Origin of the sequence: Nocardioides sp. (assembly GCF_050699375.1) — a bacterium.
GTDB lineage: Bacteria > Actinomycetota > Actinomycetes > Propionibacteriales > Nocardioidaceae > Nocardioides.
The window spans coordinates 42,790-68,053 of the sequence record NZ_JBOHDN010000141.1; the positions used below are offsets into that span (position 1 = coordinate 42,790).

Annotated in this window: 24 protein-coding genes; 6 read left to right on the forward strand and 18 right to left on the reverse strand. The window is 67.9% G+C overall.

All coding sequences use genetic code 11. The features are described 5' to 3' along the window. Positions 1-102: 102 nt before the first annotated feature. From pseB to ACRDPS_RS10370, 5 genes are all read left to right on the forward strand, one after another. Positions 103-1,137: a UDP-N-acetylglucosamine 4,6-dehydratase (inverting) gene (pseB, locus tag ACRDPS_RS10350; protein ID WP_431501550.1), complete on the forward strand. Its 1,035-nt coding sequence runs from the start codon at positions 103-105 to the stop codon at positions 1,135-1,137. Positions 1,138-1,146: 9 nt separating this feature from the next. Continuing rightward, positions 1,147-2,268, forward strand: a complete 1,122-nt coding sequence (gene pseC / locus ACRDPS_RS10355; protein WP_431501551.1) for a UDP-4-amino-4,6-dideoxy-N-acetyl-beta-L-altrosamine transaminase — start codon at positions 1,147-1,149, stop codon at positions 2,266-2,268. Then, positions 2,265-2,987 (forward strand): cytidylyltransferase domain-containing protein, encoded by a 723-nt coding sequence (locus ACRDPS_RS10360; RefSeq protein ID WP_431501552.1) that lies wholly within the window; start codon positions 2,265-2,267, stop codon positions 2,985-2,987. The genes pseC and ACRDPS_RS10360 overlap by 4 nt, the downstream gene beginning before the upstream one ends. Before the next feature lie 118 nt (positions 2,988-3,105). After that, the gene (locus ACRDPS_RS10365) at positions 3,106-5,478 is read left to right on the forward strand and encodes a hypothetical protein (RefSeq protein WP_431501553.1); all 2,373 of its coding nucleotides are present in this window, start codon (positions 3,106-3,108) and stop codon (positions 5,476-5,478) included. A 130-nt stretch (positions 5,479-5,608) separates the two neighbouring features. Then, positions 5,609-6,769, forward strand: a complete 1,161-nt coding sequence (locus ACRDPS_RS10370; protein WP_431501554.1) for a putative sugar O-methyltransferase — start codon at positions 5,609-5,611, stop codon at positions 6,767-6,769. Between the two features lie 64 nt (positions 6,770-6,833). Here ACRDPS_RS10370 and ACRDPS_RS10375 read toward each other — a convergent pair whose 3' ends face one another. From ACRDPS_RS10375 to dacB, 15 genes are all read right to left on the reverse strand, one after another. After that, entirely contained in the window at positions 6,834-8,660 is a 1,827-nt protein-coding gene (locus tag ACRDPS_RS10375; protein ID WP_431501555.1) for a hypothetical protein, read from the reverse strand. Next, a complete protein-coding gene (locus tag ACRDPS_RS10380; protein ID WP_431501556.1) occupies positions 8,657-9,532 on the reverse strand; it encodes a hypothetical protein in 876 nt (291 codons plus the stop codon). Before ACRDPS_RS10380 ends, ACRDPS_RS10375 begins: the two co-directional genes overlap by 4 nt. Continuing rightward, positions 9,519-9,902, reverse strand: a complete 384-nt coding sequence (locus tag ACRDPS_RS10385) for a hypothetical protein (RefSeq protein ID WP_431501557.1) — start codon at positions 9,900-9,902, stop codon at positions 9,519-9,521. Before ACRDPS_RS10385 ends, ACRDPS_RS10380 begins: the two co-directional genes overlap by 14 nt. Next, on the reverse strand, positions 9,899-10,579 hold the full coding sequence (locus tag ACRDPS_RS10390; protein WP_431501558.1) for a hypothetical protein: 681 nt from the start codon (positions 10,577-10,579) through the stop codon (positions 9,899-9,901). Before ACRDPS_RS10390 ends, ACRDPS_RS10385 begins: the two co-directional genes overlap by 4 nt. 353 nt (positions 10,580-10,932) lie before the next feature. Then, on the reverse strand, positions 10,933-11,526 hold the full coding sequence (locus ACRDPS_RS10395; protein WP_431501559.1) for a hypothetical protein: 594 nt from the start codon (positions 11,524-11,526) through the stop codon (positions 10,933-10,935). A 15-nt stretch (positions 11,527-11,541) separates the two neighbouring features. Further along, a complete protein-coding gene (locus tag ACRDPS_RS10400; RefSeq protein WP_431501560.1) occupies positions 11,542-11,979 on the reverse strand; it encodes a DUF3180 domain-containing protein in 438 nt (145 codons plus the stop codon). Positions 11,980-12,061: 82 nt separating this feature from the next. Next, positions 12,062-12,628 (reverse strand): 2-amino-4-hydroxy-6-hydroxymethyldihydropteridine diphosphokinase, encoded by a 567-nt coding sequence (gene folK, locus ACRDPS_RS10405; RefSeq protein WP_431501561.1) that lies wholly within the window; start codon positions 12,626-12,628, stop codon positions 12,062-12,064. Further along, positions 12,625-13,041 carry a dihydroneopterin aldolase gene (gene folB / locus ACRDPS_RS10410; RefSeq protein ID WP_431501562.1) on the reverse strand — a complete coding sequence of 139 codons (417 nt, stop codon included), beginning with the start codon at positions 13,039-13,041 and terminating at the stop codon, positions 12,625-12,627. Before folB ends, folK begins: the two co-directional genes overlap by 4 nt. Beyond that, positions 13,038-13,868: a dihydropteroate synthase gene (gene folP / locus ACRDPS_RS10415; protein ID WP_431501572.1), complete on the reverse strand. Its 831-nt coding sequence runs from the start codon at positions 13,866-13,868 to the stop codon at positions 13,038-13,040. The genes folB and folP overlap by 4 nt, the downstream gene beginning before the upstream one ends. Positions 13,869-13,891: 23 nt before the next feature. Then, positions 13,892-14,530 carry a GTP cyclohydrolase I FolE gene (gene folE / locus ACRDPS_RS10420; protein WP_431501563.1) on the reverse strand — a complete coding sequence of 213 codons (639 nt, stop codon included), beginning with the start codon at positions 14,528-14,530 and terminating at the stop codon, positions 13,892-13,894. Positions 14,531-14,541: 11 nt separating this feature from the next. After that, positions 14,542-16,581, reverse strand: a complete 2,040-nt coding sequence (ftsH, locus tag ACRDPS_RS10425) for an ATP-dependent zinc metalloprotease FtsH (RefSeq protein WP_431501564.1) — start codon at positions 16,579-16,581, stop codon at positions 14,542-14,544. Between the two features lie 138 nt (positions 16,582-16,719). Continuing rightward, positions 16,720-17,271: a hypoxanthine phosphoribosyltransferase gene (gene hpt / locus ACRDPS_RS10430; RefSeq protein ID WP_091046204.1), complete on the reverse strand. Its 552-nt coding sequence runs from the start codon at positions 17,269-17,271 to the stop codon at positions 16,720-16,722. Between the two features lie 10 nt (positions 17,272-17,281). After that, positions 17,282-18,283 carry a tRNA lysidine(34) synthetase TilS gene (tilS, locus tag ACRDPS_RS10435; protein WP_431501565.1) on the reverse strand — a complete coding sequence of 334 codons (1,002 nt, stop codon included), beginning with the start codon at positions 18,281-18,283 and terminating at the stop codon, positions 17,282-17,284. A gap of 18 nt (positions 18,284-18,301) precedes the next feature. After that, positions 18,302-19,351: a zinc-dependent metalloprotease gene (locus ACRDPS_RS10440; protein ID WP_431501566.1), complete on the reverse strand. Its 1,050-nt coding sequence runs from the start codon at positions 19,349-19,351 to the stop codon at positions 18,302-18,304. 39 nt (positions 19,352-19,390) lie between these two features. Continuing rightward, complete coding sequence (gene dacB, locus ACRDPS_RS10445) at positions 19,391-20,770, reverse strand: D-alanyl-D-alanine carboxypeptidase/D-alanyl-D-alanine endopeptidase (RefSeq protein WP_431501567.1); 1,380 nt, start codon at positions 20,768-20,770, stop codon at positions 19,391-19,393. A gap of 85 nt (positions 20,771-20,855) precedes the next feature. On the opposite strand from dacB, the gene ACRDPS_RS10450 reads away from it, so the two are divergent. Further along, positions 20,856-21,347 carry an inorganic diphosphatase gene (locus tag ACRDPS_RS10450; RefSeq protein WP_431501568.1) on the forward strand — a complete coding sequence of 164 codons (492 nt, stop codon included), beginning with the start codon at positions 20,856-20,858 and terminating at the stop codon, positions 21,345-21,347. 101 nt (positions 21,348-21,448) lie between these two features. Here the strand turns inward: ACRDPS_RS10450 and ACRDPS_RS10455 are convergent, their stop codons facing one another. From ACRDPS_RS10455 to ACRDPS_RS10465, 3 genes are all read right to left on the reverse strand, one after another. Then, complete coding sequence (locus ACRDPS_RS10455; protein ID WP_431501569.1) at positions 21,449-22,012, reverse strand: AAA family ATPase; 564 nt, start codon at positions 22,010-22,012, stop codon at positions 21,449-21,451. A 171-nt stretch (positions 22,013-22,183) separates the two neighbouring features. Further along, entirely contained in the window at positions 22,184-23,134 is a 951-nt protein-coding gene (locus tag ACRDPS_RS10460; RefSeq protein WP_431501570.1) for a DUF559 domain-containing protein, read from the reverse strand. Between the two features lie 196 nt (positions 23,135-23,330). After that, on the reverse strand, positions 23,331-25,244 hold the full coding sequence (locus ACRDPS_RS10465; protein ID WP_431501571.1) for an acyl-CoA dehydrogenase: 1,914 nt from the start codon (positions 25,242-25,244) through the stop codon (positions 23,331-23,333). Between the last annotated feature and the right edge of the window lie 20 nt (positions 25,245-25,264).

Genomic DNA, 25,264 nt, shown 5'->3' on the forward strand with positions numbered 1-25,264 from the left:
CGTTGATAACCTTTCAGGAACTTGTCGGATGCCGTTGAAAGGCAGGGTTTCCGAGGCCTGTAGCCACAGACACATGTGGAACCCACACTAGAGAGCCATCCCGTGACCGTACTGATCAGTGACCAACATGAGGCCGCCGCGCCGAGGAGCCACCCGCTCAGGGGGGCAGACATCCTGGTCACCGGCGGAACCGGATCGTTCGGCAAGGCGTTCATCCGGTACGCCCTCGACCACCTCGAGCCGAATCGCGTGATCGTCTACTCGCGCGATGAGCTGAAGCAGTTCGAGACCCGCCAGCTGTTCGAGAACGACCCGCGGCTGCGCTGGTTCATCGGCGACATCCGCGACCGCGACCGCCTTCATCGCGCGCTCCACAACGTGGACTACGTCGTGCACGCCGCCGCGCTCAAGCAGGTCGACACCGGCGAATACAACCCCTTCGAGTTCATCAAGACCAACGTGCTCGGCTCCCAGAACGTCGTCGAGGCTTGCATCGACGCCGGTGTGAAGAAGGTCGTCGCGCTCTCGACCGACAAGGCGTCGTCGCCGATCAACCTCTACGGCGCGACCAAGCTCACCGCCGACAAGATCTTCATCCTCGGCAACAACTACGCCGCGTCGTACGAGACGCGCTTCGCGGTCGTCCGCTACGGCAACGTCACCGGCTCGCGCGGCTCGATCATCCCGAAGTGGAAGGCGATGGCCGAGCGCGGCGAGAAGCTGGGCATCACCGATATGCGCTGCACCCGCTTCCTGATCACGCTGCCCCAGGCCGTGCAGATGGTCGTGGACACCTTCGCCATGATGCAGGGTGGCGAGCTCGTGGTCCCCCACATCCCGAGCCACCGGGTCGTCGACCTGGCCAGGGCCGTCGCGCCCGACGCCGAGCTCGTCGACATCGGGCTGCGTCCGGGCGAGAAGCTCCACGAGGAGATGATCTCCCCGGAGGAGGGCCGCCGGGCGGTGATCATCGAGGACGGCAAGTACTACGTGATCGAGCCCGAGACCCCGCAGTGGGGATACCAGCCGCTCGAGGACGCCAAGCCCGTCGACGAGGGCTTCCACTGCGCCTCGGACAAGAACGACATCTGGTACGACGCCGAGGACCTGCGCAAGGTCCTCGAGTCGGGTATCTAGGCGGTGGGAATGCTTCCCTACGGACGCCAGTCGGTCTCCGATGAAGACATCAAGGCAGTCACCGAGATCCTGCGCGGAGACTGGCTCACGACCGGACCAGCGGTCGCGGCCTTCGAGGAGGCGATCTCTGACCTGGTCGGTGGCCACCGTGCCGTCTCGTGCACCTCGGGCACGACGGCCCTCCATACCGCGTACGCGGCAGCAGGTGTCGGCGCGGGCGACGAGGTCGTCACCACTCCGATGACCTTCGTCGCCACCGCGTCCAGCGCCTCCATCCTCGGAGCGAAGGTCGTCTTCGCCGACATCGAGGAGGACACCGCCCTCATCGACCCCGCTGCCGTCGACGATCTCGTCACAGAGCGCACCAAGGTGATCGCTGCCGTCGACTACGCCGGCCACCCGGCCGACTACAAGGCGCTGCAGCCGATCGCAGACCGTGTCGGCGCGCTGACTCTCGATGACGCCGCCCACTCGGTGGGCGGCTTCTCCGATGGCCGGCCTGTGGGCGGCCTGGCCGACCTGACGACGCTGTCGTTCTTCCCGACGAAGAACCTCACCACGGCCGAAGGCGGTGCGGTCGTCGCCAAGGACGCGGCGATCGCACAGCGGGCGCACGAGTTCCACGTCGTGGGGCTCATGCGCGACCCCGACCGATTCCGGATGAAGGACGAGGGACCCTGGCACCAGGAGGTCCACGAGTTCGGCATCAACTATCGGCTCACCGACCTGCAGTGCGCGCTGGGGCTCTCCCAGCTCGAGCGGCTGACGTCCTTCAAGGCCCGTCGCACCGAGATCACCGCCCGCTACAACGAGGCGCTCGCTGGTGTCGACGGGCTGCGTACGCCGGCCCAGCGCGACCACGTCGACCCTGCCTGGCATCTCTACCCCGTGCGGATCCTCGAGGGCCGCCGCCGTGAGGTCTTCGAGAAGATGCGCGCCGGCGGCATCGGCGTACAGGTCAACTACATCCCGGTGTACTGGCACCCCGTCTACGCCGATCTGGGCTACCGGCGCGGTATGTGTCCCAACGCCGAAGCCTTCTACGCCGAGGAGCTCTCGCTCCCGCTCTACCCGGACCTGACCGACGCCCAGGTCGACCAGGTCATCGAGACCCTGATCGGAATCCTGTGAAGACTCTCGTCATCACACAAGCCCGAATGACCAGCACGCGGCTTCCCGGCAAGGTGCTCCGACAGGTCGGTGGGGTGACGATGCTCGAACACCATCTGGACCGGCTCTCCGCGGCCGGGCTCTCCACCGTCGTCGCGACCACCACCAACCTCGACGACGACCCTGTCGCCACGCTCGCCGACAAGCTCGGCGCCGGCGTGGTGCGCGGCAGCGAGCACGATGTGCTCTCCCGCTTCGCGCTGGCCGTGCGCGAGTTCGCTCCGGACGTCGTCGTACGCGTGACCAGCGACTGCCCGCTCATCGACGGCGAGGTCGTGCGCCGAGGGGTCGAGGCCTGGGAGGCCGCCGGCGATCCGGCGCTCTACGCCAGCAATGCCCTCGAACGCACCTACCCTCGTGGTCTCGACTTCGAGGTCTTCTCCGCCTCGGCGCTCCTCGAGGCCGATGCGAGGGCGACCGAGAAGCCTCACCGCGAGCACGTCACTCCGTGGCTCTACGCCGACGGCTCCCGCCCCAAGCTCAACCTGCCGTGGGAGCGGGACGCCTCGGCGTACCGGATCACGCTGGACACCCCCGAGGACCTCGAGCTGCTGCGCCTCCTCGTCGAGGACCACGACGCTCAGCGGCTCGACACGGCGGGCCTGGTCGCGCTCCTCGACGCTCACCCCGAGCTGGTCGCCATCAACGCCCAGGTCGAGCAGAAGAAGCTCGGCCAGTAGCCGTCTCGCCTCGAGCAGGGTCTCCGTCGACACTTGAGTTTTGACCGGATAGCTGGCTCCCGGCTGGTTAGTGTCACTTTCATCCTTTACATCCCGACTGACCTCAGTGAGCCAGCCGATGTCCATCACACCTCCCCCGTCCTCGCCCGACGTCTCGACCGGAGAAGCAGCATCAGGGACTCGGCTGCGCGGATCCGTTCGGCTGCTGCGCTCCGCGCCCCTCCGTGCCAGCTCCGTGCTGGTGCTGGCGGTGCTGCTGGGCAATGCTCTCTATCTCCTCGGCATCCGCACCGGCGACGCCCTCGTCTACTACTCCGGCCTGGCCAGGCCGGAGTACGGCATACTCCCGGGCGGCGTCAACATCGATCCGAACTACGGGTGGACCTCGCAGGCGCTGGGACACCGGGCCGCGCTGGACTGGCTGCACGGGGATCTGCCTCTGTGGAACCACTACGAAGGTCTGGGGCAACCCCTCGTCGGCGAGATGCAGTCGGGAGCGTTCTTCCTGCCCTTCATCCTGCTGCAGGCTCTGCCTCAGGGAATCCTCTACTTCCACGTGGCCCTGGAGCTGTTCGCCGGATTCGGGATGCTGCTCCTGCTGAGATCGTTGAAGCTCACCTGGACCGCGGCAACCACCGGCGCGGTCCTCTTCGCGCTCAACGGCATCTTCTCGGTGATGCTCAACGCGCCCTTCAACCCGGTCGCCATGCTCCCGTGGATCCTCTACGGCGTGGAGCTGACCGCCAAGGCGGTGAGCGAGCAGCGACGCCCGATGCCGGGGGTCTGGATCACGGTCCTGTCTGTAGCCCTGACGCTCCTGGCCGGTTTCCCGGAGACCGCCGCCCTGGAGCTGGGCCTCGTGGCTGTCTGGGCTCTGGTACGTCTCGCGAAGATGCCCGAACGCCGGGTCCGCTTCGCCGTGTGGAGCATCTCCGGGGCACTGGGAGGCCTCGTGGTCGCTTCGCCGGCGTTGGTGGCCTTCCTGGGCTTCCTCACCTTCGGAGACACCGGTCCCCACCAGGTGGGATCCGGCGGTGTCTCGTTCCAGCGCGGATTCCACTACCACCCCGAGAACATCCCGTCCTTCCTCTTTCCGTATCTGCACGGCAAGTTGGCGCCGGCCACCAGTCAGATTGTGGGGGTGCTCGCCGGCTACCTGACGCTGTCGTCGGTCGCCGTCGCGGCCATCGGCCTCCTGGGCTCGAGATACCGTCTGCGCAACGCGGTGCTGGCGCTGCTCGTCGCCGTCCTGCTCCTCAACCAGTTCGGCGCCACACCCGTCTCGCAGATCCTGAAGGTGATCCCGGGCGTGGACGCGGTCCTCGTCGCCAAGTACGCCATCGTGCTGATCGAGCTCGTGGTGCTCCTTTGGGCTGCCGAGGGCATCGATCTGCTCCAGCGCCGTCGGGTGCGGTGGCCCGCTGTCGCTGCGGTCTCCGGGGTGGCACTGGTCGGCATCGCGGCAGCCGTCGTCGTCCTCCGGTACGGCGACCACCTGGTGTCACCAACCGCGTTGCGGACCCCGAACGCGGTGCCAGGGAACGTCACGGTGGCGATCCTGACCGTGACGTTCAGCGCGGCTGCGACCGTCCTCGTCCTCGGCGCGGTGCTCGCAGCTCGGCGCGTTCAGACCCGCAGGACGATGATCGCTGTCGCAGCAGCAGTGATCGTCGCCGTGGAGGGCATCGGCATCTTCGCGGTCCCGCAGCTCGCCGCCAGCCCGCCGGTTCCGGTAGACACCGCTCCGGTGAAGTACCTCCTCGCCAACCTCGGCAACTCGCGTTTCTTCACCCTCGGCCCCATCCAGTCGAACTATGGCTCGTACTTCGGTGCGGCTGAGCTCAACTTCGTCGACCTCCCAGCCCCTCGAGCGACCACGGCGCTCTTCGAGAACGAGCTGAAGACGGCCGCGACGAAGGACTACTTCGTCAATTCCTACAAGCCGATCACGCGGAACCTTCCGGTCAAGGACCAGAAGCAGATCCTCAAGGGCTACTTCGCGCGGCAGAAGGTCTACCGCTCACTGGCGGTGAAGTATCTGGTCACCCGGCCTGGCGTGGTCACGCCCCGGGATGCCGCCGCGCACAGACTCACCAAAGTCTTCGAGAACCCGACGGCAGTCATCTGGCACGACACCGGTGCGAAGCCCTTCTACAGTGTGGTCCGCGGGTCATGCCGGCTCAGTGATCAGACCCTGACGTCCTTGTCGGCGGACTGCACCACACCAGCGACGTTGGTACGGCGAGAGCTCTACGCCGATGGCTGGACGGCAGAATTCGAGGGTGATCGACATCCCGTGGAAGCATCTGGCCCTCGCTTCCAAGAGATCGAGCTGCCTTCTGGAACGACCGAGCTCGACTTCTCCTACGTTCCTCCGTACTTCCTTCCCGCCGCGATCGCCGCTGTCGGTGTCTTGCTGCTAGGAGCAGTGACGGGCGCCTTGGCATTGCTGGGGCGGCTCCGGACCGGGAGAGCCGCAGCCAGACCATGAATCGGTTCAAGCGCCGCCCGAGGGTCCGTTCCTGGTTCCTGCCGGGGTCGGCGAGGAACGGCAGATGTTTGCCTACGCGTTACGGCGAAGCCCCTTCCTTATCTCCGCCGAGCGCCTAGGATCTGCGGGCATGGTCTTCAACCGCCTCCGTACGAAGTCCGCCAGTGCCGAGGAACCCGCGCCGGCAGAGGAGCCAGCGGGGTCGGCAGATCCCGAGGCCACGGTGGCAGATGCGTCGGTCGGACATCCCGACGACGATCCGCGCTGGGCGCGGCTGACCAGCCGGGCGCTCGGCGAGCTGGCCGAGGCGCCCGAGATCTATCGACCGACGAGCTTTTGGGGTCCGGGCCTGGACCAGCTCCTCAAGGACATGCGCGAAGGCGGGCTGGCCAACTTCAAGCGCTGGCCGACCGCGCCGTTCTGGTTCCTGCCGCGCTACGGCTCCGTGTTCACGCAGGCCACGCTCGGCAAGGTGATGGCGAAGATCCACGAGGTCCACCCGAACGCCAAGGAGCACTTCGTCAAGCCGGCCCTGTTCGGGGTCCACCACGCGATGCGTGACATCGATGCGGCTCGCCTCGCCTGGAACCACAGCGCCTGGCCCACCGACCTCGCCGAGCGCGGCGAGAGCAGCATCGGCAACGCCAACCAGGCGTTCTCGCTGGTGCCCGAGGACCCCTCGGTGAAGTTCGGCAAGGCCTATCTGAACTACATGCTGGTCATGACCGCATTGAGCCGCCACATCGACGCTCCGCCGAAGTCGGTGCTCGAGATCGGCGGCGGTGCCGGACATCTCGGCGAGTTCCTGATGAGCCGCGATCCCCAGGTCAGGTACGTCGACGTCGACCTGCCTCCGCTGGTGACGGTCGCCTCCTATTATCTGACCGAGCTCTTCGGCGACCGGGTCCTCACCTATGACGACCGCATCGCCTCGACCGGCCCGATCGATGTGCCCAAGTCCGCTGTCCTCCCGAACTGGCGCCTGGGGGATCTGCAGGGACCCTTCGACGTGGCCGTGAACTGCTTCTCCTTCCAGGAGATGGAACCGGACGTCGTCGAGCACTATGCGGCGCGCATCTCCGACCTGGATGCCGAGTACGTGGTCTCGTACAACAGCCGGGCCGGTAAACGAAAGGCCACCGAGGACAACAAGATCGGTGTGATCGTCCCGGTCACCTCCGATCGGATCGTCAAGATGTTCGAGAGCCACGGCTACGAGCTGTTGGAGACCTACGGTCGCCCGCTGGTGCATTCCGCGGCCAACCTCGTCGTGATGCGCCGCCCTCGCTGAGAAACGGACCGCGGCCGGCGACGGAAGTCTCCGTGCCGGCCGCGGACCGTCTGCCTGCCGTGGGTCAGATGGTCGGGCCCGACGGCTTGTAGCCCGGCGGCAGCAGGTCCGGCTCGACCGGGACCTGCTCGCGCTCCACCTGCGGAGCCTCGCGCCATTCGCCCTCAGGAGCCGCGAGCGCGGGAGGCTCGCTGAGCCCCAGCTTCACCATGACCTTCCGGCGTGCCGAACCGGCCATCGCCCGGAGCTTCAGCATCCGTGCACCGAGCCGGTACTCGGGCGATCGTTCGAGCCTCCAGATCCGAGCACGGAGCCTCCGGGCCAGCCGCTGGCGGTCATGGACGTTGCGGACGAGCCATTCGAGCTGCGCCTCGGCCTCGACCTGCCCACGCCGGAGCCGGTCGAGCTCCTCGAGCGCCTCCGCGTACGCCGGCCTCGCCGGGGCTCTCGGGGCCAGGCCGAGCTTCTCGCCGAGTGCCTCGGCCGCCTTGAGACCGCCTGCGTCGAGCTCGGTCCCGGCAGCGGCGACGAGGCTGCGAGTGAGGTCGGCCGGACCGTAGGTCTGCGGCCAGGCGTGCGGGGCGCCGGAGGCGAGGAAGTCCCTGGCGAACGCCAAGATGGTGCGGGTGACCACGTCGTCGACGGACGCCTCGACCCCCGCACGCAGATGTGGGTCGAAGGGCACGAGACCGTCGCTGGTGTCCACCAGGTTGTCGAGCGTGACCGCCACCTTCTCCGGCGCGACGGTGCCGTCTCCACCACCAGCGGCCGCCCACGTACGGTAGCGCCTCACCAGTACGCCGGCGCCGGCCATGTCCTGGTCGCGGCAGCAGTCTGCGAGCAGGTCGGCGAGCAGCCGGCCGGACGGGACGTGGCCCTCGAGCAGAGCCGGGTCGGCGACGACCGCGCTGGAGAGCGGGCGGGCGCCCTCGCCAAGCGGGCGGCGGGCCCAGTCTGCCGTGATCGCGGTCGGTACGTCCGAGGCGAGAGCGAGAAGCACAGCGTCGTCCATCACCGGCCCGGACTCAGATGAGCCCGAGCACCCCAGCAGCCACAGCGGGGCGGCGTCCAGGCCACGACCGCTCATCACCATCGTGCGCGCGACCGCGCCGATGTCTCGGGTCGTCGCCAGGCCCGGCTCGAGCTCCCGAGCAGCCCGTTCGACGAGCGTCGCCAGACGCGGGTCCTCCGCCTCATCGCTGATCACGCTCTCGGCGGCCACGAGCGCCGGAGCCGACCGGCGTCCGAAGGCAGCCCAGGTCGTGACGTGTGCGGTGGTGGCCGAGGCTGCGAGGGCCCTGTGGATGCTGTGGAGCCCAGGAACGGCGGCCCCCTCGACGGCAAGACCCGCGGGCCAGGACTCGTCACGGTCGAGGTTCTGCGGATCGACGGCGAGGAGCCGGTCCAGGCCGAGACTGTTCCCGACGGCGAGCAGCAGCCGACCGCCGTCGCCAACCTGGCCGGAGACGCGGTCAAGGAGGTCGGCCCAGCCGACCGGTGCCTCCTCGGCGCTGGCCACACGGTCCAGGCCGTCCAGCACGACCACCAGATCGTAGGCGCCGCGCTGCGCCAGCCTGCCGAAAGCCCCGCACAGGAGCGTGATGTTCTCGGGCAGCTCCGCGCGCAGCGTCTGGGCATCCGGGAGGGACCGGACGTGGACGTCGACGGCGTCGGCCAGCGAACCCACGACGGTGATCAGTTCGCGCGAGTGGGGTCCGACGACCAGAGCTCGTCGGGCCCGCTCTCCGGCCAGGTGGCGCCTTACGAGCTCCTCGAGCAGTGCCCCGCCGGCCGGTCCGCGCTCACTGTCCAGATCGGACCAGGTGAACATCTCCGAGCCGAGCAGGTTGATCCCCTCGGGTGCGTCTGGCGCCTCGGTAGGCGTCGTCATGAGGTGCCTTTCTCCGCCAGCTGCCACGCCGGCCGGGTCCAACGGAACAGATCCATGATCTCCGCGGTGGTGCGTACGTGGCGCGAACCGAGCTCCTCGGTCGCGACCTCGTCGGCGTAGTCCCGCGGCACGACTTCTTGGTGGTACTCGGGCCAGTTCCGCTTCTGTCTCTCGATTCCACCGTAGATCGAGTGCTCACCGCTGAGGAGCATCGGGTCGCCGTACACGCCCACCTCGCAGCCGACGGAGGCGCCGTAGAGGACCGCGGAGCTCATCCGGTTCGAGACGACCCGGCGGTGAGACATCAGCTCGGCGTACTGCCTCCAGAGGAAACGGGTCTCGGTGCCCCGGAAGGCAAACCCGCGCATGCCGTGGGTGATGACTCGACAGCCACGCTCCTCATATGCGCGCCGGATCTCGGGAATGCGGTGCTCGGTCCAGTAGAGGCAGACGGTGATGTCCTCGTCGCCTTCGACCTCACGGATCTGGTCCAGCATGCGATGGTGGTCGCCGATGATCGGCTGCGCCTCCCAACCGTGGAACGGGTAGAAGATGGTGCCCTTGCGCTCCTCCGGGGGCGTCCAGTCCTCGAGGTTGTCCCCCGTACGCCCCTGCTTGACGAGCTCGAGCAGGTAGGCCCAGGCCGAACCGATGACCGCGTAGTTTCGCTGACCCATGCCCCAGCCGCGTCGTAGCACGGCATCGGACCAGATCAGTCGCGTCGCTCCCGGCTGGAAGGCGGTCCCGACCGCGAACCCGTCGTGCAGATTCCAACCGTGCTGGAGGTAACCCCAGATCATCGGCGGGAACGGGATGTCGACGTAGTCCGCGAAGATATGCGCGTGCCCGTAGTAGTGATTAGCTGTGTGCACGTTCCTCTTCCAGCTTGCGTAGCCGCTCCTCGAAGCGGGTGGCCGCGGCGAGACGCGCCCTGACCTGCTTCTGCTGACGCTTGAACTCTTCCCTGAACGACTCAGGATCTTGGGAGCCCACGCTACCGTCCGCAGAACGACTGCCCGGAGACGCGGCGGGGGTCCCCTCGACCTTCTCCCGCAGCGTCTCGATCCGCGCCTCCAGCGCGGCCACCTGCGGACTCACGCGGGCGACCTCGCGCTCGAGGTCGCCGATCCGGGTCCGCTGCTCGGCGACCGTAGCCCGCAGGGCCTCGACCTCCGCGTGGGCCTCGTCAGCACCGGCAGCGGAGCGCAGCCGCGCCTTGGCTCGCCCACGAATGCTCTTCATTGCCACAGTCTCACTCGCTCCTGGTCGATCCACTCACGCATGACCCGCGCCTCGGCATCGATCCTGTGCTCGGGGCCGACTGGCGAGGACCCGCCGGCCTGGTAGGTCCATTCGGTCTGGCCGGGGTTGTTGACGAACGAGTACCCGGCAAGGTGTACGTCCGCGGCGGGGAAGAGCGTCATGGCGAGCCATGCGGCGGTGAAGCCGGTCGTCGGCGCCAGCTGCTCGGTCTTCCACGGGATCTCGAGCTCCTCGCCGATCCGGGCGAGCACCTCACCGTTGGGAAGAGGTACGAAGCCGAGGTCCTCCGGCCAGGACATCGGCCACACCTCGGGGCGCCCGTGCGCTCGCATCGGCTCGGCGAGGAGGTAGAGGCGCTCGCGGTAGCGATCGAAGGTGAAGCGGGTGGGGCTGGTGATCCGGTTCCAGACGACGACATCGGCCCGCGCTCCCTGCGCACGAGGACCGCCGGGCTCGTCGAGGACGAAGCTGTTGACGCGAATGATGAGATCCGCGGAGTCGATGGCGTCGGCGCGCTCCTCGCTGGGATCCAGCGGAGCGTTGCCCAGAGCCGCGACGGTGCGCGGCGGCGTGCGTCTCGCGTACGCCTCCATCAGGTCACGCAGGTAGGCGAGACCCTCCGGGACCACATGACACTGGTCCACCGTTAACGTCACCGGCACCCTTCTCAAGCGACCCCCATCCGTGCCGCCCCCGCAGATCACAGGAGCGTGACACGCAGGTTACCCGTCCGATCAGTGATGACGTGAACATGTCTGATGGCGTCACTACCTGCGATATCGGCGCATTATCGTCCCACAAGCCCGGCTTGGTGGGGGCTATCGCCTGAACTGCGTAGCCGACCGTCACCGGATTCGTACGTTCGACGCCGCAGGTTCACCTGATGGACGAATACATATCACCGAATATCGGTGATTGACCGACCCTCAGCCCGGGTCCACCGATTCGGTGTATCGAGCTTGTCGAGATGGTCGCCGTCGCGAGCAGGCGGAGAGCGGTGGAGCTGGGCTCAGGCGGATTGAGCCCCGGTCCAGCTGGTGCGCTCGACCTCGAGCTCGGCACGTACGACGTCCAGCTCGGACTCCAGCTCAGCGACGCGGATGGCCGCCTCGGCGGCGTCGGCCTCGACCGCTTGGAGCTTGGCCTCGAGCTGCTCGCCGCGCAGCTCGGCCTGAGCGGCCCTGCGGGCCTCCTCGCCACGGCGGCGTACGGCCTCGGCGGCGCGCTGGTGAGCGGCCGCCAAGGCGGACTCGAGCTCCTCGACGGCCTGGACGCGATCGGCGAGCTTGGCGTCCATGTGCTCGCGGAACTCGGCGTTCTCCTCCGCACGCTTGTCGGACTCCGCGCGGTGGGCCTGGGCCTGCTCGGCGCGGTCACGCGCCCAGTCGCGGCGCGTCTGGAGCAGCTCGGAGTGGGTGATCTTGGTAGCGGCAGCGCCGAAGGCGAGCCCGAGAACGGCAGCAACCACGACGAGCAGCCAGGACCCGGAGGCCACCGCTACGGCGATCGTGATGGCGGCCAGCGCCAGCAGGGCTACAGCAACCGTCAGGCGTGTGCTTCGCTGACGCCTGCGTGTGACTGAAGTTGCGGATGGGGAAGGCATGCTCCCACGGTACGGCTAGTCATCGTCGGGTTTGCGGACCCGGCAAGCGTGTTCTAGGAGTCGGCTGGCGATCACGATCACGATTCCTGCCACCGCTGCCACGGCCGAGCGCACCAGACGCTCGCCGGCGGCGGTGCTCGCGTCATAGCCCAGCCAGCTCACGGCGTACCCCAGATAGCCACCGGCCAGGAGCGCCCCGACCAGCGTGCAGGCGCGGGCGAGCACCAGACGGTTGACCGCCCGGTAAGCCTCGATCCGTTCGCCACCGACCTGCAGCTGACGATGGGTGATCCACGCCGTGACACCCAGCACCGCGGCGATCAGCAGCAACAGCACCGGCTGGGCCCAGGTGACCACCGGGGCCACCCCGCGCCATGCCTCCAGCACGGGGTGAGCCAGCCAGCCGCCGACGATCCCGATGACGGCCCACGCCGTGATCGCTCCGCCCGACATCGGGCGGAGCCGGCGTACGTCCTCGTCGGGATCCTTCTCAGGACCCTGGTGCGGGTCCTCGGGCGCGTTGCTCAGACTCGGCTCAGAGCTCGAGGACGAGGTCGTCGCGGCGTGTGATGCCGCTCTGGTCGGACTGCTCCAGCAGCTCGGCGATCGGACCGACGCCGGGGAGATCGGCGCTCGGCTCGAGGTCCAGCCACGGCTTGAGCACGAACGCACGCTGATGGGCGCGCGGGTGCGGAAGCGTGAGCGACTCCTCCTCGAGGATCTTGTCGCCCACGGAGATGACGTCGATGTCGAGCGTGCGCGGCTCGTTGAAGATGCCACTGCGCGAACGGCCGTACGCATCCTCGATGGTGAGCGAACGCTCGAGCAGACGCGCCGGGGTGAGGGTCGTGTCGGCAAGGATGATCGCGTTGAGGTAGACCTCGGCGCCCTCGGGCGAGTCGACCGGCTCGGTCTCATAGACCGGGGAGATCGTGGTCACCCAGACGTCCGGGGTCTCAGCGAGAGTGTTCAACGCGTCCTGCAGGTTTGCCAAACGGTCCCCGAGATTGGAGCCCAACGACAGAACCGCCCGCCGAATCGGCCGCATCTCCCCGGTGAGCGTGTCGGCGTCGATGATGTGGGGGTTGGGTACCTCTGTCACGTGCTCTGCCTCCGGGTGATCGTCATGGTGACGTCTTTGAACGTCGCTTCGATGGGCGCCCCCGGTTTGTGAACCGTAACACGCACCCAATGGGCGCGGGTGTCTGCAAGGCAAACGTCCGCGATCCGCTGGGCAAGCGTCTCGATAAGGTCCACCGGGTCGCGCTCAACACTAGTTTTGACCGCCATCGCGAGACTTCCGTAATCGACGGTGTCATGCAAGTCGTCCGTGGCCGCGGCCTTACGGGAGTCGGTCCCGATGACCAGGTCGATGATGAAGTTCTGCCCCTCGCGGCGCTCATGGTCGAACACTCCGTGGTGGCCGAAACATTCCAGGCCCGCGATCTGGATCTCGTCGGAGGGTCCGCTGAGAGGTCCGTCGGTGGGTCCGCCGAGGGGCTCGGTGTGGTTCATCGGATCGTCTCCTCGCTCCGCTCGGCCACTTCCTCGAGCTTCGAGGCCGCGGCGAGGGCATCGCTGGCGGCACGTACGTCATGTACACGCGTCGCCCAGACTCCGCGTTGCGCCAGGAAGACGGTGATCGCATCGTGGGCGCTCTCGCGTTCGGTCACCGGACGCAGCTCACCATCGGCGGTCGCGAGGAGGTGGCCGAGAAAGGTCTTGCGGCTGGCGCCGATGAGCACCGGGAAGCCGAGCTTGTGGAACTCCTCCACACCCGCGAGCAGCCGCCAGTTGTCGTCGGCCGTCTTGGAGAAGCCGAGCCCCGGATCGACCACGATGTTGTCGTCCTGGATCCCGGCCGCGCGCGCCGCCTCGATCCGCTCCTCCAGCTCTGCCCGGACCGTGGCCACGACACCGTCGGAATAGACGAGATGGTCCTCGTGCTGCATCTCCGCGCCGTGCGCGCGCCAGTGCATCACGACGTACGTCGCATCGTGCTCGGCCGCGACCTTCAGGATCCCGGGGTCGGCCAGACCGCCCGAGACGTCGTTGATGATCTTGGCGCCCGCCTTCACCGCCGCCGCGGCGACCTCGGGGCGCATCGTGTCGACCGAGAGGGTCGCACCCTCCTCGGCCAGGGTCGAGATGACCGGCACCACCCGGGCGAGCTCGTCGGCGACCAACGGCCGGGTCGCGCCCGGACGGGTCGACTCACCACCGATGTCGAGCAGGTCGGCGCCCTGGGCGAGCAGCTCGTGCCCGTGCGCCACCGCGTCATCGGTCGCCAAGAACCGTCCGCCGTCGCTGAACGAGTCGGGCGTGACGTTGACGATCCCCATGACCTTCACGGGGACGACCCTACCTACCGCGTTCCGCCCCGGATCAGGGCCATCGCCTCGGCGCGGGTGGTGGCGTTGGAGCGCATGGTGCCGCGTACGGCACTGGTGATCGTGCGCGCACCTGCCTTCTTGACTCCCCGCATCGTCATGCACAGGTGCTCGGCCTCGACCACCACGATGACGCCGCGCGCCTCGAGGAGCTCCATGAGCGCGTCGGCCACCTGGGTGGTGAGCCGCTCCTGGACCTGCGGTCGCTTGGCGTAGACGTCGACCAGCCGAGCGAGCTTGGACAGGCCGGTGATCTTGCCGGTGGCTGCCGGGATGTAGCCGACGTGCGCGACGCCGGTGAACGGCACCAGGTGGTGCTCGCACATCGACCACAGCTCGATGTCGCGGACCAGGACCATCTCGTCGTGGCCCAGGTCGAAGGTGGTGGTGAGGACGTCCTCGGGCGTCAGGTGCAGCCCGTGGGTCAGCTCCTGATAGGCGCGGGCGACCCGGGCGGGGGTGTCGAGCAGGCCCTCGCGATCGGGGTCCTCCCCGATCGCGTAGAGCAGCTCGCGTACGGCCGCCTCGGCCCGCTTCTGGTCGAAGACCGGAACGTCCGCCGCGTCCCGTTCGGGGACGCGGACGGGCGCTACCTCGTCGAAGGTCTCAGACATGTGATCCGGATTCAGGCGGGAGGGGTGGCCTCGGGCGGGCCAGCCTGCTCTGACGGCTTGGAGAGGTCGACGCCGTTGACGGCCTGGCCGGCGGCACGGATCGCCTTGGCGAGGTTGTCCTTGTCGCGGTCGACGATCCACTGCGGGATCTCGACGGCCGGACGATCGGACGGACGACGGGTGTCCGAGCCGGTCCAGGCCGGACGCGGGTCGCGGCGACGCAGCGACTCGAAGACCTCGGCGACCTCGTTCCTGGAGAGGGTCTCCTTCTCCAGCAGCTGGAGGACCAGGTTGTCGAGGACGTCCCGGTTCTCCTCGAGGATGTCGAAGGCCTCCTGGTGCGCGGTGGCGAGGAGCTTCTTGGTCTCGTCGTCGACGACGGCCGCGACCTCTTCGGAGTAGTTGCGCTGGTGACCGATGTCGCGGCCCAGGAACGGCTCTCCGTTGGACTCCCCGAGCTTGATCGCACCGAGGCGCTCGGTCATACCGAACTGGGTGACCATCGCACGAGCGAGGCTGGTCGCCTTCTCGATGTCGTTGCCCGCGCCGGTGGTCGGGTCGTGGAAGATGAGCTCCTCCGCGGCACGGCCACCGAGCATGTAGGAGAGCTTGTTGAGCATCGAGGACCGCGTCTGGGAGTACTGGTCGTCGTCGGGCATCACCAGGTTGTAGCCCAGCGCCTTGCCGCGCGGCAGGATCGTGATCTTCTGGACCACGTCCGGGCCCGGCAGGGCAGCGGCGACGAGCGCGTGGCCACCCTCGTGGTAGGCGGTGATGAGCTTCTCCTGCTCGCTCATCAGACGCGTACGCTTCTGCGGGCCGGCGATCACCCGGTCGATCGCCTCGTCGAGGGACCTGTTGGTGATCAGCTTCTCGTCGCTGCGCGCGGTCAGCAGCGCGGCCTCGTTGAGCACGTTGGCCAGGTCGGCACCGGAGAACCCGGGGGTCCTGCGGGCGACCGAGTCGAGGTCGATGTCGCCGGCCAGCGGCTTGCCGCGGGCGTGGACCTGCAGGATCTTCTCGCGACCGGCGAGGTCGGGAGCGTCGACCTGGATCTGGCGGTCGAACCGGCCCGGGCGCAGCAGCGCCGGGTCGAGAACGTCGGGACGGTTGGTGGCCGCGATCAGGATCACCCCGCCGCGTACGTCGAAGCCATCCATCTCCACGAGGAGCTGGTTGAGCGTCTGCTCACGCTCGTCGTGGCCGCCGCCCATGCCGGCGCCGCGGTGACGGCCGACGGCGTCGATCTCGTCGATGAAGACGATGGCCGGAGCGTTCTCCTTGGCCTGCTCGAACAGGTCCCGGACGCGGCTCGCACCGACACCGACGAACATCTCGACGAAGTCCGAACCGGAGATCGAGTAGAACGGCACGCCGGCCTCACCGGCGACGGCACGCGCGAGCAGCGTCTTACCGGTGCCTGGCTGACCGTAGAGCAGCACGCCCTTGGGGATCTTCGCCCCGACGGCCTGGAACTTCGCCGGCTCCTGCAGGAACTCCTTGATCTCCTGGAGCTCCTCGACCGCCTCATCGGCACCTGCGACGTCGGAGAAGGTCGTCTTCGGCATGTCCTTGGTGATCAGCTTCGCCTTGGACTTGGCGAACTGCATGACCCCACGGCCACCGCCGCCCTGGACCGAGTTCATCAGGAACAGGAACAGCACGACGATCAGAATCAGCGGAAGCGCGAAGCTCAGGATCGAGCCGAGCACCGAGGGCTTGGCCACCTCGGAGTTGAACTCCTCGAGGTTGTCGCCCTCGGCCTCGGTCTTGCGCACCATGTCGATGAGCTCGTCCTGGTCACCGTCGACCCAGAAGGTCGTGACCTCGGCTCCGCCATCGCGGGCACCCTTGACCAAGGTGGCCTTGATCTCCTGGTCACCGTCGACGAACGTGATCTCCTTGACCTCGTCCTTCTCGATGTACGACGTGAGCTCATTCGTGGTGATCTCGTCGCCGCCATCGCGAGGGGCCAGGTATTGCAGGGCAAGGATCACTCCGAGCACTGCCAGGATGATCCACAGCCAGGGACCTTTGAATATGCGCTTCACAGGCTTCTTTCAACCGTTACGGGGTCAGACATGCACGCCGGGGGGCGCGCCTGCCATTTAGAACGACGGTACACGGCAAATCGTGCCCGCCCCATCTGTGCGGTTCCGCTGTCCGCGTAACGGCGCCGCTCGGAAAGGTCAGGAGTAGATGTGCGGAGCGAGGGTCGAGATGTCGCGCAGGTTGCGGTACTTCTCGTTGAAGTCGAGGCCGTAGCCGACCACGAACTCGTCGGGGATGTCCCAGCCGACGTACTTCACCTCGACCGGCATGCTGACCGCCTCCGGCTTGCGGAGCAGGGTGGCGATCTCGATGCTCGCCGGGCCGCGGCTGGTGAGGTTGGAGGTCAGCCAGGTCAGCGTCAGGCCTGAGTCGATGATCTCGTCGACGACCAGCACGTGCTTGCCGGTGACGTCGGTGTCGAGGTCCTTCAGGATCCTCACCACCCCGGACGACTTGGTGCCCGAGCCGTAGGAGGAGACCGCCATCCAGTCCATCTCGACGTGGCGGTTCAGGGCCCGCGCGAGGTCGGCCATGATCATCACCGCGCCACGCAGGACGCCGACGATGAGCAGCTCCTCGCCCTCGTAGTCCTTCTCGATCCGGCGGGCCATCTCTTCGACCTTGGCCTGGATCTCGTCGTGGGTGAACAGGGTCTTCACGAGGTCATCGCCGACGTACTCGGTGTCCATGACCGTCACTCTAAAGGCTCCCTGTGAACGCCCCCGATTCTCCGATGTTCTTGCGCTCGAAGACGACCAGACCGTTCGTACGTTTCGCCAGCACGTGACCTGGCAGGTCGATCCATCGCTGGCCGCGCCAGCCGGTGATCAGCTCGTCGATGGCCCTGACGTGCTCGCGGGTGAGCTCGGTGGCGGGGCTGCCCGCCCGGAGGGCCGCGAGGCGGAGGACGCGGGTGCGGATCGCGGGCGGATACTGCGCGAGGGTCTCCACCGGAAGGGTCTCGCCGAGGTCGCGATGGGCCGCCTCTGCGATGTCGTCGATGAAGTCGGCATCCTCACGGAGCTGCTCGGCGGTCCTTGCCAGGGCCTCGGTGACGCCGGGGCCGAGATCCTCCTCGAGCGTGGGGAGGACCCGGTGGCGGATGCGCGCGCGGGTGTAGGCGAAGTCGCGGTTGTGCGGGTCCTGCCAGACGTCGAGGCCCTCGACCTGGCAGGCGGTCTCGGTGTCGGTCCTCGTCGCGGACAGGAGGGGCCTTCGGTAGCGGTCGAAACCGGCTCGCATCCCGGAGAGGCTGCGGGCGCCCGATCCCCTGGTCAGGCCGAGCAGCACGGTCTCAGCCTGGTCGTCGCGGGTGTGCCCGAGCAGGATCACCCGTGCCTCGAAACGCCCGGCCAGCTGGTCGAGGACCGCGTAGCGGGCCCGTCGCGCCGCGGCCTCGGGGCCGTTGCCCTCGACCTTGACCTCGATCGTCGCGGTGACGGTCTCGTCGACGCCCAGCTCGGCGAGCTGCCCGATGACCTTCGCGGCCTGAGTCTCGCTGCCCGCCTGCATCCCGTGGTCGACGGTCGCTCCGATGACGTGCAGGCCGAGCTTGTGTCCCTCGAAGACCGCCGCGGCGGCCAGCGCCAGGGAGTCGGCTCCTCCCGAGCAGGCGACGATCACCCTGTCGCCCGGCTCGAGCTGCTCGAGCGTCGCGCGGACCGGGCGGCGTACGGCTGCGACGGAGGGGTGCAGGCTCAACCCAGGCTCAATCCAGGCTCACAGGACCCGGGAGACCCAGGCGTCCGGGTCGACGATCTCGGCCTTCGACGGAAGGTTCTCGGGGCCGGCGAAGACGGCGTTGAACTCCTCCATGCCGACCCTGTCGACCACGTGACGTACGAACTTCGCGCCGTCACGGTACTGGGCCATCTTGGCCTCGAGGCCGAGGAGCCTGCGCAGGAGACGGTCCAGTACGCCGATGCCCTGGCGACGCTTGTTGAACGCCTTGCGGATCGTGGCGACGCTCGGGATCACGCCGGGGCCGACATCGTCCATGACCACGTCGGCATGGCCCTCGAGCAGCGACATCATCCCGGTGACCCGGTCGATGATCTCCTTCTGCTCTGGCTTGGCGAACGCGTCCACGATGCTGCCGTTGCCCTTCAACGCCTCGGTGACGCGCTGCAGCCCGCCGTCGAAGATCGAGGCCGGGTCCATCGCCTCCGAGAGCCCCTCGATCTGGGCGAAGAGGTGGTCGCGCATCCACGGGCTCGCAGTGAACTGCACCCGGTGGGTCTCCTCGTGCAGGCAGACCCACAGCCGGAAGTCGGTCGGGTCCAGGCCGAGCTCACGCTCGACGTGGACGGCGTTGGGAGCGACCAGCAGCAGCCGTCCCGACGGGTCGGAGAACGGGTCGAACTGGCCGAGGATCTTCGAGGACATGAAGCCGAGCAGGCCACCCACCTCGGCGGCGCTGATCTTCGAGCCGACCGTCTGCGTGAGCGCCCCGGGCATGCGCTTCTGGGTGATCCGGTCGACCACCGGCGTGATCACGTTGGCGAAGGTGTCGGCGTTGGCCTGGATCCAGCCCCGTCTGTCGACCACCAGGACCGGAGCGGTGTCACGGGGCGCGTCGAGGCCGGTGAAGTCGCGTACGAACTCGGTGGCCTTAGCCGCGTCCGAGCGCAGCTCCGCGACCGCCTGCTGGGCCTCGCCGCGCGAGACGATCGGGCCCTCGCCGGCGACCTTCGCGCCGAGGCGTACGGCCAGGTCCCAGTCGACCATGGTCGCTCCGGACGGACTGATGTCCTCAGCACGATGGGTCATGCGTACGACCGTAGCCGACCTTCCCTATGCCGACCTTCCCTATGCCGAGCATCGACACGTCGCGACCGCGGTCATCGCATCGTCCAGGGCGTCGCGTACGTCGAGGGTCTCCTTCTTCTTGAACCTGTCGGCCATGAGTACGACGACGAACGGCGTGCCGTGGGTGTCGATCGCGATGCCCGCGAGCGAGGAGACGCCGGTGAGGGTGCCGGTCTTGGCGCGGACGAGGCCGCGGCCCGGCTCGGCGTCGAAGTTGAACCGGAGCGAGAGCGAGCCGACCCAGCCTGCGACCGGGAGCCCGGTCATCACCGGCGCGAGCTCGGGGCGGTTGGGGCTGGCGGCCGCCTGGATCGTGCTCACCAGCAGTCGCGGCGGGATCCGGTTCTGGCGGGAGAGGCCGGAGCCGTCGCGGAGGACGAGGCCGCTGGTGTCGATGCCGAGGTCCTTCAGCGTGGCCGTGATCGCCTTCGTGGAACCGTCGAACGTCGGGGCCCCGGCTGAGACTCCGACGTGTCGGGCGAGCACCTCGGCGAGCTGGTTGTCGCTGCGCTGCAGCGTGTATTCGACGATCTCACGCAACGTGTCGCCCCGGTGCACGGCGAGCTGGGTGCCGGACTTCTTACCCTTCGCGGGCCTGCCGGTGACCTTGATCCCGTGCTTGGCGAGAGCTCGTCTGAACTGGTCGGCCGCCGCCTGGGAGGGGTTCCTGAGGTGACCGCCCGACTGCGAGCGGCCGTGGTCGACCAGCAGCGCGGTGACCTCGCTGACGACGCTCTCCACATAGCCCGGTCGCCACGCCGGGCTCTCGGCCGGGCCGGTGAAGAGGCTGTCGTCGTAGGCGAGCGCGACAGTCTTGGTGGTCCCGAGCTCTCTCGCCGTGTCGGCTGCGAGGCTGTCGAGGTCTCGCGCGGTGAGAGATGCGTCACCACCGCCGACCAGGGTGACGGTGCTGCCTTGGAGCGTGGTCGTGGTCTCGAAACGGCGCTCCGGGCCGTACGCCTCCAGCACCGCCACACTGGTCAGCACCTTCGTGACGCTCGCCGGGGTCGCGGACCCGGTGCCGTGGGTGACCAGCGGCGCTCCCTCGAGCGGCGCGATCGCGGCCTTGAGGTGCTTGCCCAGGCGCTTGTCGCGGACCGCCGCGCGCATGACCTGCTCCAACGCGGCCTGATCGGGCTTTCCGGGGGCTCTCGTCTGCTCGCCCTCGACCGCCGCGGGGCTGACGGCCTGGATCTGCAAGGGGGCCGGCGGAGGGGTCGGCGCGACGTTTCCGCGGGCATAGTGCACCCACCCCAGGGCGTACGCGCTCGCCGCCGCTCCGACCAGGAGCGCGAGCACCAGCGGCAGCACGACCACCAGCTTGCCGCGGCCTTCCTCGGGCTCTTCGGATGGCCACTTCGGCGGACTTTGCGGCTCCACAGATATCCTCCTCGATGCCGGATCCGACGCTCATCGGTGTCAGACTGTCCGGCATTCCGTTTTGGGTTTGTCTGGAGGCAGAGAAGTGACGCAGGAGTTCGACGTACTGATCGAGGTCCCCAAGGGATCCCGCAACAAGTACGAGGTGGACCACGAGTCGAACCGGCTTCGACTCGACCGCGTTCTGTTCACCTCCATGATGTACCCCGCAGACTACGGCTACATCGAGGACACCCTCGGCGGCGACGGTGACCCGCTCGACGCACTGGTGCTTACTCCCTACCCGCTCTTCCCGGGCGTGCTCGTCGAGTCGCGCCCCGTCGCGATGTATGTCATGGAGGACGAGCAGGGCCAGGACGAGAAGGTCCTCTGCGTCCCCTGCGACCCCCGCTTCGACCACATCCAGGACCTTGGGGATGTCGACGAGTGGACGCTCAACGAGATCAAGCACTTCTTCGAGCACTACAAGGACCTCGAGCCCGGCAAGACCGTCAAGGGCTCCGACTGGGTCGGCAAGGCCGCCGCTGAGTCGGAGATCGCCGCCTCCATCGACCGGTTCAAGAACACCGCTCACTGAGGCTCGGCTCGGGCGGGGGCAAATTCCCGCCATGGCGGGAGTGTGCTGGCTGTTCGTCGGGGTTCGGGCGGCATTTTCCCGCCATGGCGGGAATCTGTTCGTCAGGCAGTGGCCGCGGCGGCGTCGATAGCTTCGAGAACGGCGGCGTACGTCGCATCGACCGCATCCGCGACGCTCGGGACCATCTTCGTCCTGGGGCGTCGGGCAACCAGCCCGCGCAGCCTCGCGGCGTAATCACGTAGGACATCGTCGCCACCTGCTTCGGCGACCAGACTCCGAACGATCGGGTGCCACGGGTCGTTGCCGTCGTCGCGGCGGTCGAAGCGGCGTACCGCATCGTCGGTGTCGGCCTCCAGCATGACCTCGACGAACTCGGCGCCCGCATCGAGCGCCGCACGCTCGAACTTCTCCAGCTCGCTCACTCTGGCGAACAGCTGCGGCAGCACCACGTCGCCGGACTCCAGAAGGTAGCCGCTGATCATCCCTAGCGCCGCCGGACGGATCCGCGACCCGGCGTCCTCGAAGTCGTCTCGCCAGCCGCCGATGAACGTACGCAGCATGTCGACGTCACACAGCAGAGTGCCCGGGTGTTCCGTGGCGTACCGACGAGCGATCGTCGACTTCCCCACTCCGGGCAGGCCGTTGAGCAAGATCAGGCGGGTCACGCGGCGAGCGTATCGGCGGGACCGGCGGCACTTTCCCGCCATGGCGGGATTGTGCGGGGGCTTGGGGCGGAATCGGGTGGCATTTTCCCGCCATGGCGGGATTCTGCGCCGGCATAGGACAGAATCGGGCGGCATTTTCCCACCATGGTGGGATTCTGCCGCCTGGCCAGGTCAGGAGCGATCCGGGAAGTGCTGCTTCCAGCCGTCGCTCAGTTTTCTGGGTACGTCTGGCTCGCCGCGCTGAAGCAGCACTCGATGGATCCGCTCCAAGGTCTTGGCGGGCGAGGTGTAGATGTCCTTGGCGATGAAGACGAGGATGCGCCAGCCGTCGGTGTCGATCGCTTCACGGCGAATGAGGTCGGACTCCCATTGTTCCTCGCGCTCGATGTGATGCTTGCCGTCGTACTCGATGATCGTGCGTGAGCGCGAGTAGCTCAGGTCGTACTTCTTCTTGTCCATCTCGTCTCCGACCAGGGCGTTGACCGCAGGCTCGGGCAGCCCGGCGAGCACGATCAACATCCGCAGTCGGGTCTCCATCGGCGAGTCCACACCCGCACGGACGAGCGATGCGGCCCGGCGTGCGAGGGCGGCGCCGGGGCTCTTCGCCGCCGCGCTGTGTTCCACGAGATCCACTTGTTCGAGCAGTCCCCTGCGCACCATGTGGTCTCCGACGACCACCAGGTCGACGAGCGGGACGAGCGCGGCCAGGTCGACGAAGACCTGTGCGGGAGCCGATACGTCGACGTGATCGAACTTCGTGATCAGCCCGTCCGGCGCCGAATGGCAGCTGATCTGCGGCCGGCCACGGCGTTGGCTGCGCCGCAGGACCGTGACGTGCTCGCCCGGCAGCGGCGGGATCGGGAGCTCCCACACCCGGGCCGCTGTCGCGTGACTGGCCCAGGCTCCGAGCGGGTCCACACTCAGCACTACGGCCTCGGCAATCAGCAGCGGCGTCACCTCGACAGCGCTCGACACGTAGATCCCGTGGAAGAGCCGTTGGAAGTCTCTACGCTTGCGGCGCGGATCGAATCCGCTCGCCAGGGCATCCTTGCGTCGGAACGGTCGGGCCGGATCGATCGGGATCCTGGGTGTGGTCTTGGGCTTGATGAGAACGGCAGTCATAGGGGGAATCCTGCGCAATCCGCAGAATGTTTACAGAAGTTATCCACACCCCCTGTGGATAACCTGCCAAGGGCGCATCGGTCAGCGTGTGGCATTTTCCCGCCATGGCGGGATTCTGCGGCCCTCCAGACCCGCTTACGGACGCATTTTCCCGCCATGGCGGGAAAATGGCACCGCCCGCCGCGACCAGCAAACCTCAGCCGATCAGGTCCTTCGCCCGCAGCAGCGGCTCAGGAACCCCGAAGCCGTCGACGAGGAGCCGAGCGTCGGGGCGCAGCTCGCGGCAGAGGCGGTTGACCTCGGCGATGATGGCCTTGGAGCGCTCGGAGGAGAGGCGGCCGTGCTCCATGAACCAGGCACGGTCGGCCTCGATGACCGAGAGGGCGTTGAGGTCGCAGACCTTGTCCATCAGATCCCGGACCGGGCCGGGATCGAGCCCACGTACCTTCTCCCGGAACGCCTCGTGGATCAGCCGCTCGACGTGCGCGTGGGCCACTCCGATGACGTGGTCCTGAACCGAGGAGAACACCGTGCCGGCGTTGCGACCGGCGTCGACACCGGCCTTCAACCTCCGAGCGACGCCGGCGAGCATGTGCTCCTCGCGGAAGCGCAGCATCGCCAGGTGGTAGTCGGCGTCGAGGATGTCCGGCTCGCGCTCCCCTGCCACCGGAACCACGTCGCGGACGCGCTCCAGCAGCTTGTGTACGGCGGTCCGCTCCAGGACCGTGTCGACGGCGAGGCCGGCGACGAAGCGTACGAGATCGAGCTGGTCCATCTCCTCGAACTCGCTCGAGTAGCCGGTGAGCAGCCCCTTCGCGACCAGCTGCAGCAGCACCGTGTTGTCGCCCTCGAAGGTCGTGAACACGTCGGTGTCGGCCTTCAGCGCCGTGAACCGGTTGGCGGCCAGATAGCCGGCCCCACCACACGCCTCCCGGCACTCCTGGACGACCCGGGTCGCGTGCCAGGTGGCCAGCGCCTTGGTCCCGGCGGCCCGTGACTCGAGCTCGCGCCGCGCATGCTCCGAGGTCTCGACGCCGCTGAAGACATCGTGCAGGTCGTCGCGTACGACCTCCTGCGCGAAGCGCAGTGCATAGGTCCTCGCGACCAGCGGAAGCAGCCGCCGCTGGTGCTGTCCGTAGTCGAGCAGCAGGTCCTCCGAGGTCTCCGAGGACGCCTCGAACTGCCGCCTCCGCAGCGCATAGCGAACCGCGATCGTCAGCGCGACCTCGGAGGCCCGGATCCCCGCCCCACCGACCGAGACCCGCCCCTGCACGAGCGTCCCGAGCATGGTGAAGAAGCGTCGCCCGGCGGACTCGATGTCGGAGACGTACTCGCCGGACGAGGTGACGTCGGCGAAGCGGTTCAGAAGTGACGTACGCGGCACCCGCACGCCCGAGAACCACAGTCGTCCGTTGTCGACGCCGTTGAGCCCCATCTTGGGCCCGTCGTCCTCGATCCGTACCCCGGGAGCAGCGGCACCATCGACCCGGATCGGCACCACGAACGCATGGACCCCGCGCTCCTCGCCGCCGACCACGAGCTGCGCGAAGACGACCGCCAGCTGGCCGTGCGCGGCGGCGTTGCCGATGTAGTCCTTGTACGCATCCTCCCGGGTCGTCTCGATGACGAACTCCTGAGCGTCCGAATCGTAGGTGGCCACCGTCGCCACCGCGGCCACGTTGGACCCGTGCCCGTGCTCGGTCATCGCGAAGGACCCGAGCAGCCGTCCGGCAACGATGTCGGAGAGATACTGATCGTGGTGACGGGAAGTCCCCAGCTGCAGGATCGCACCGCCGAAGAGCCCGAACTGCACCCCCGACTTCACCAGCAGCGACAGGTCACCGCTCGCCATCTCCTCGAAGGCGGCGATCGAGGCGCCGACATCGCCCCCGCCGCCGTACTCCTTCGGGAACCCGAGCCCCGTCTGACCGGTCGCGGAGATCTCCAGGAGCACCTCCAGGACCCGCTCCCGGTAGGCGGCCCGGGGCAGCTCCTCGACCTCGTCGAGGAAGTCGGCGCGCTCGATCAGAGACTTGCGTACGTCGGCTCGGATCCCGGCGTAGCGCCCGTCGAGAAGTGAAGTCAGAGCTGCGGCATCGATGGCGTTCACACCGCCACCCTAAGCCCGGA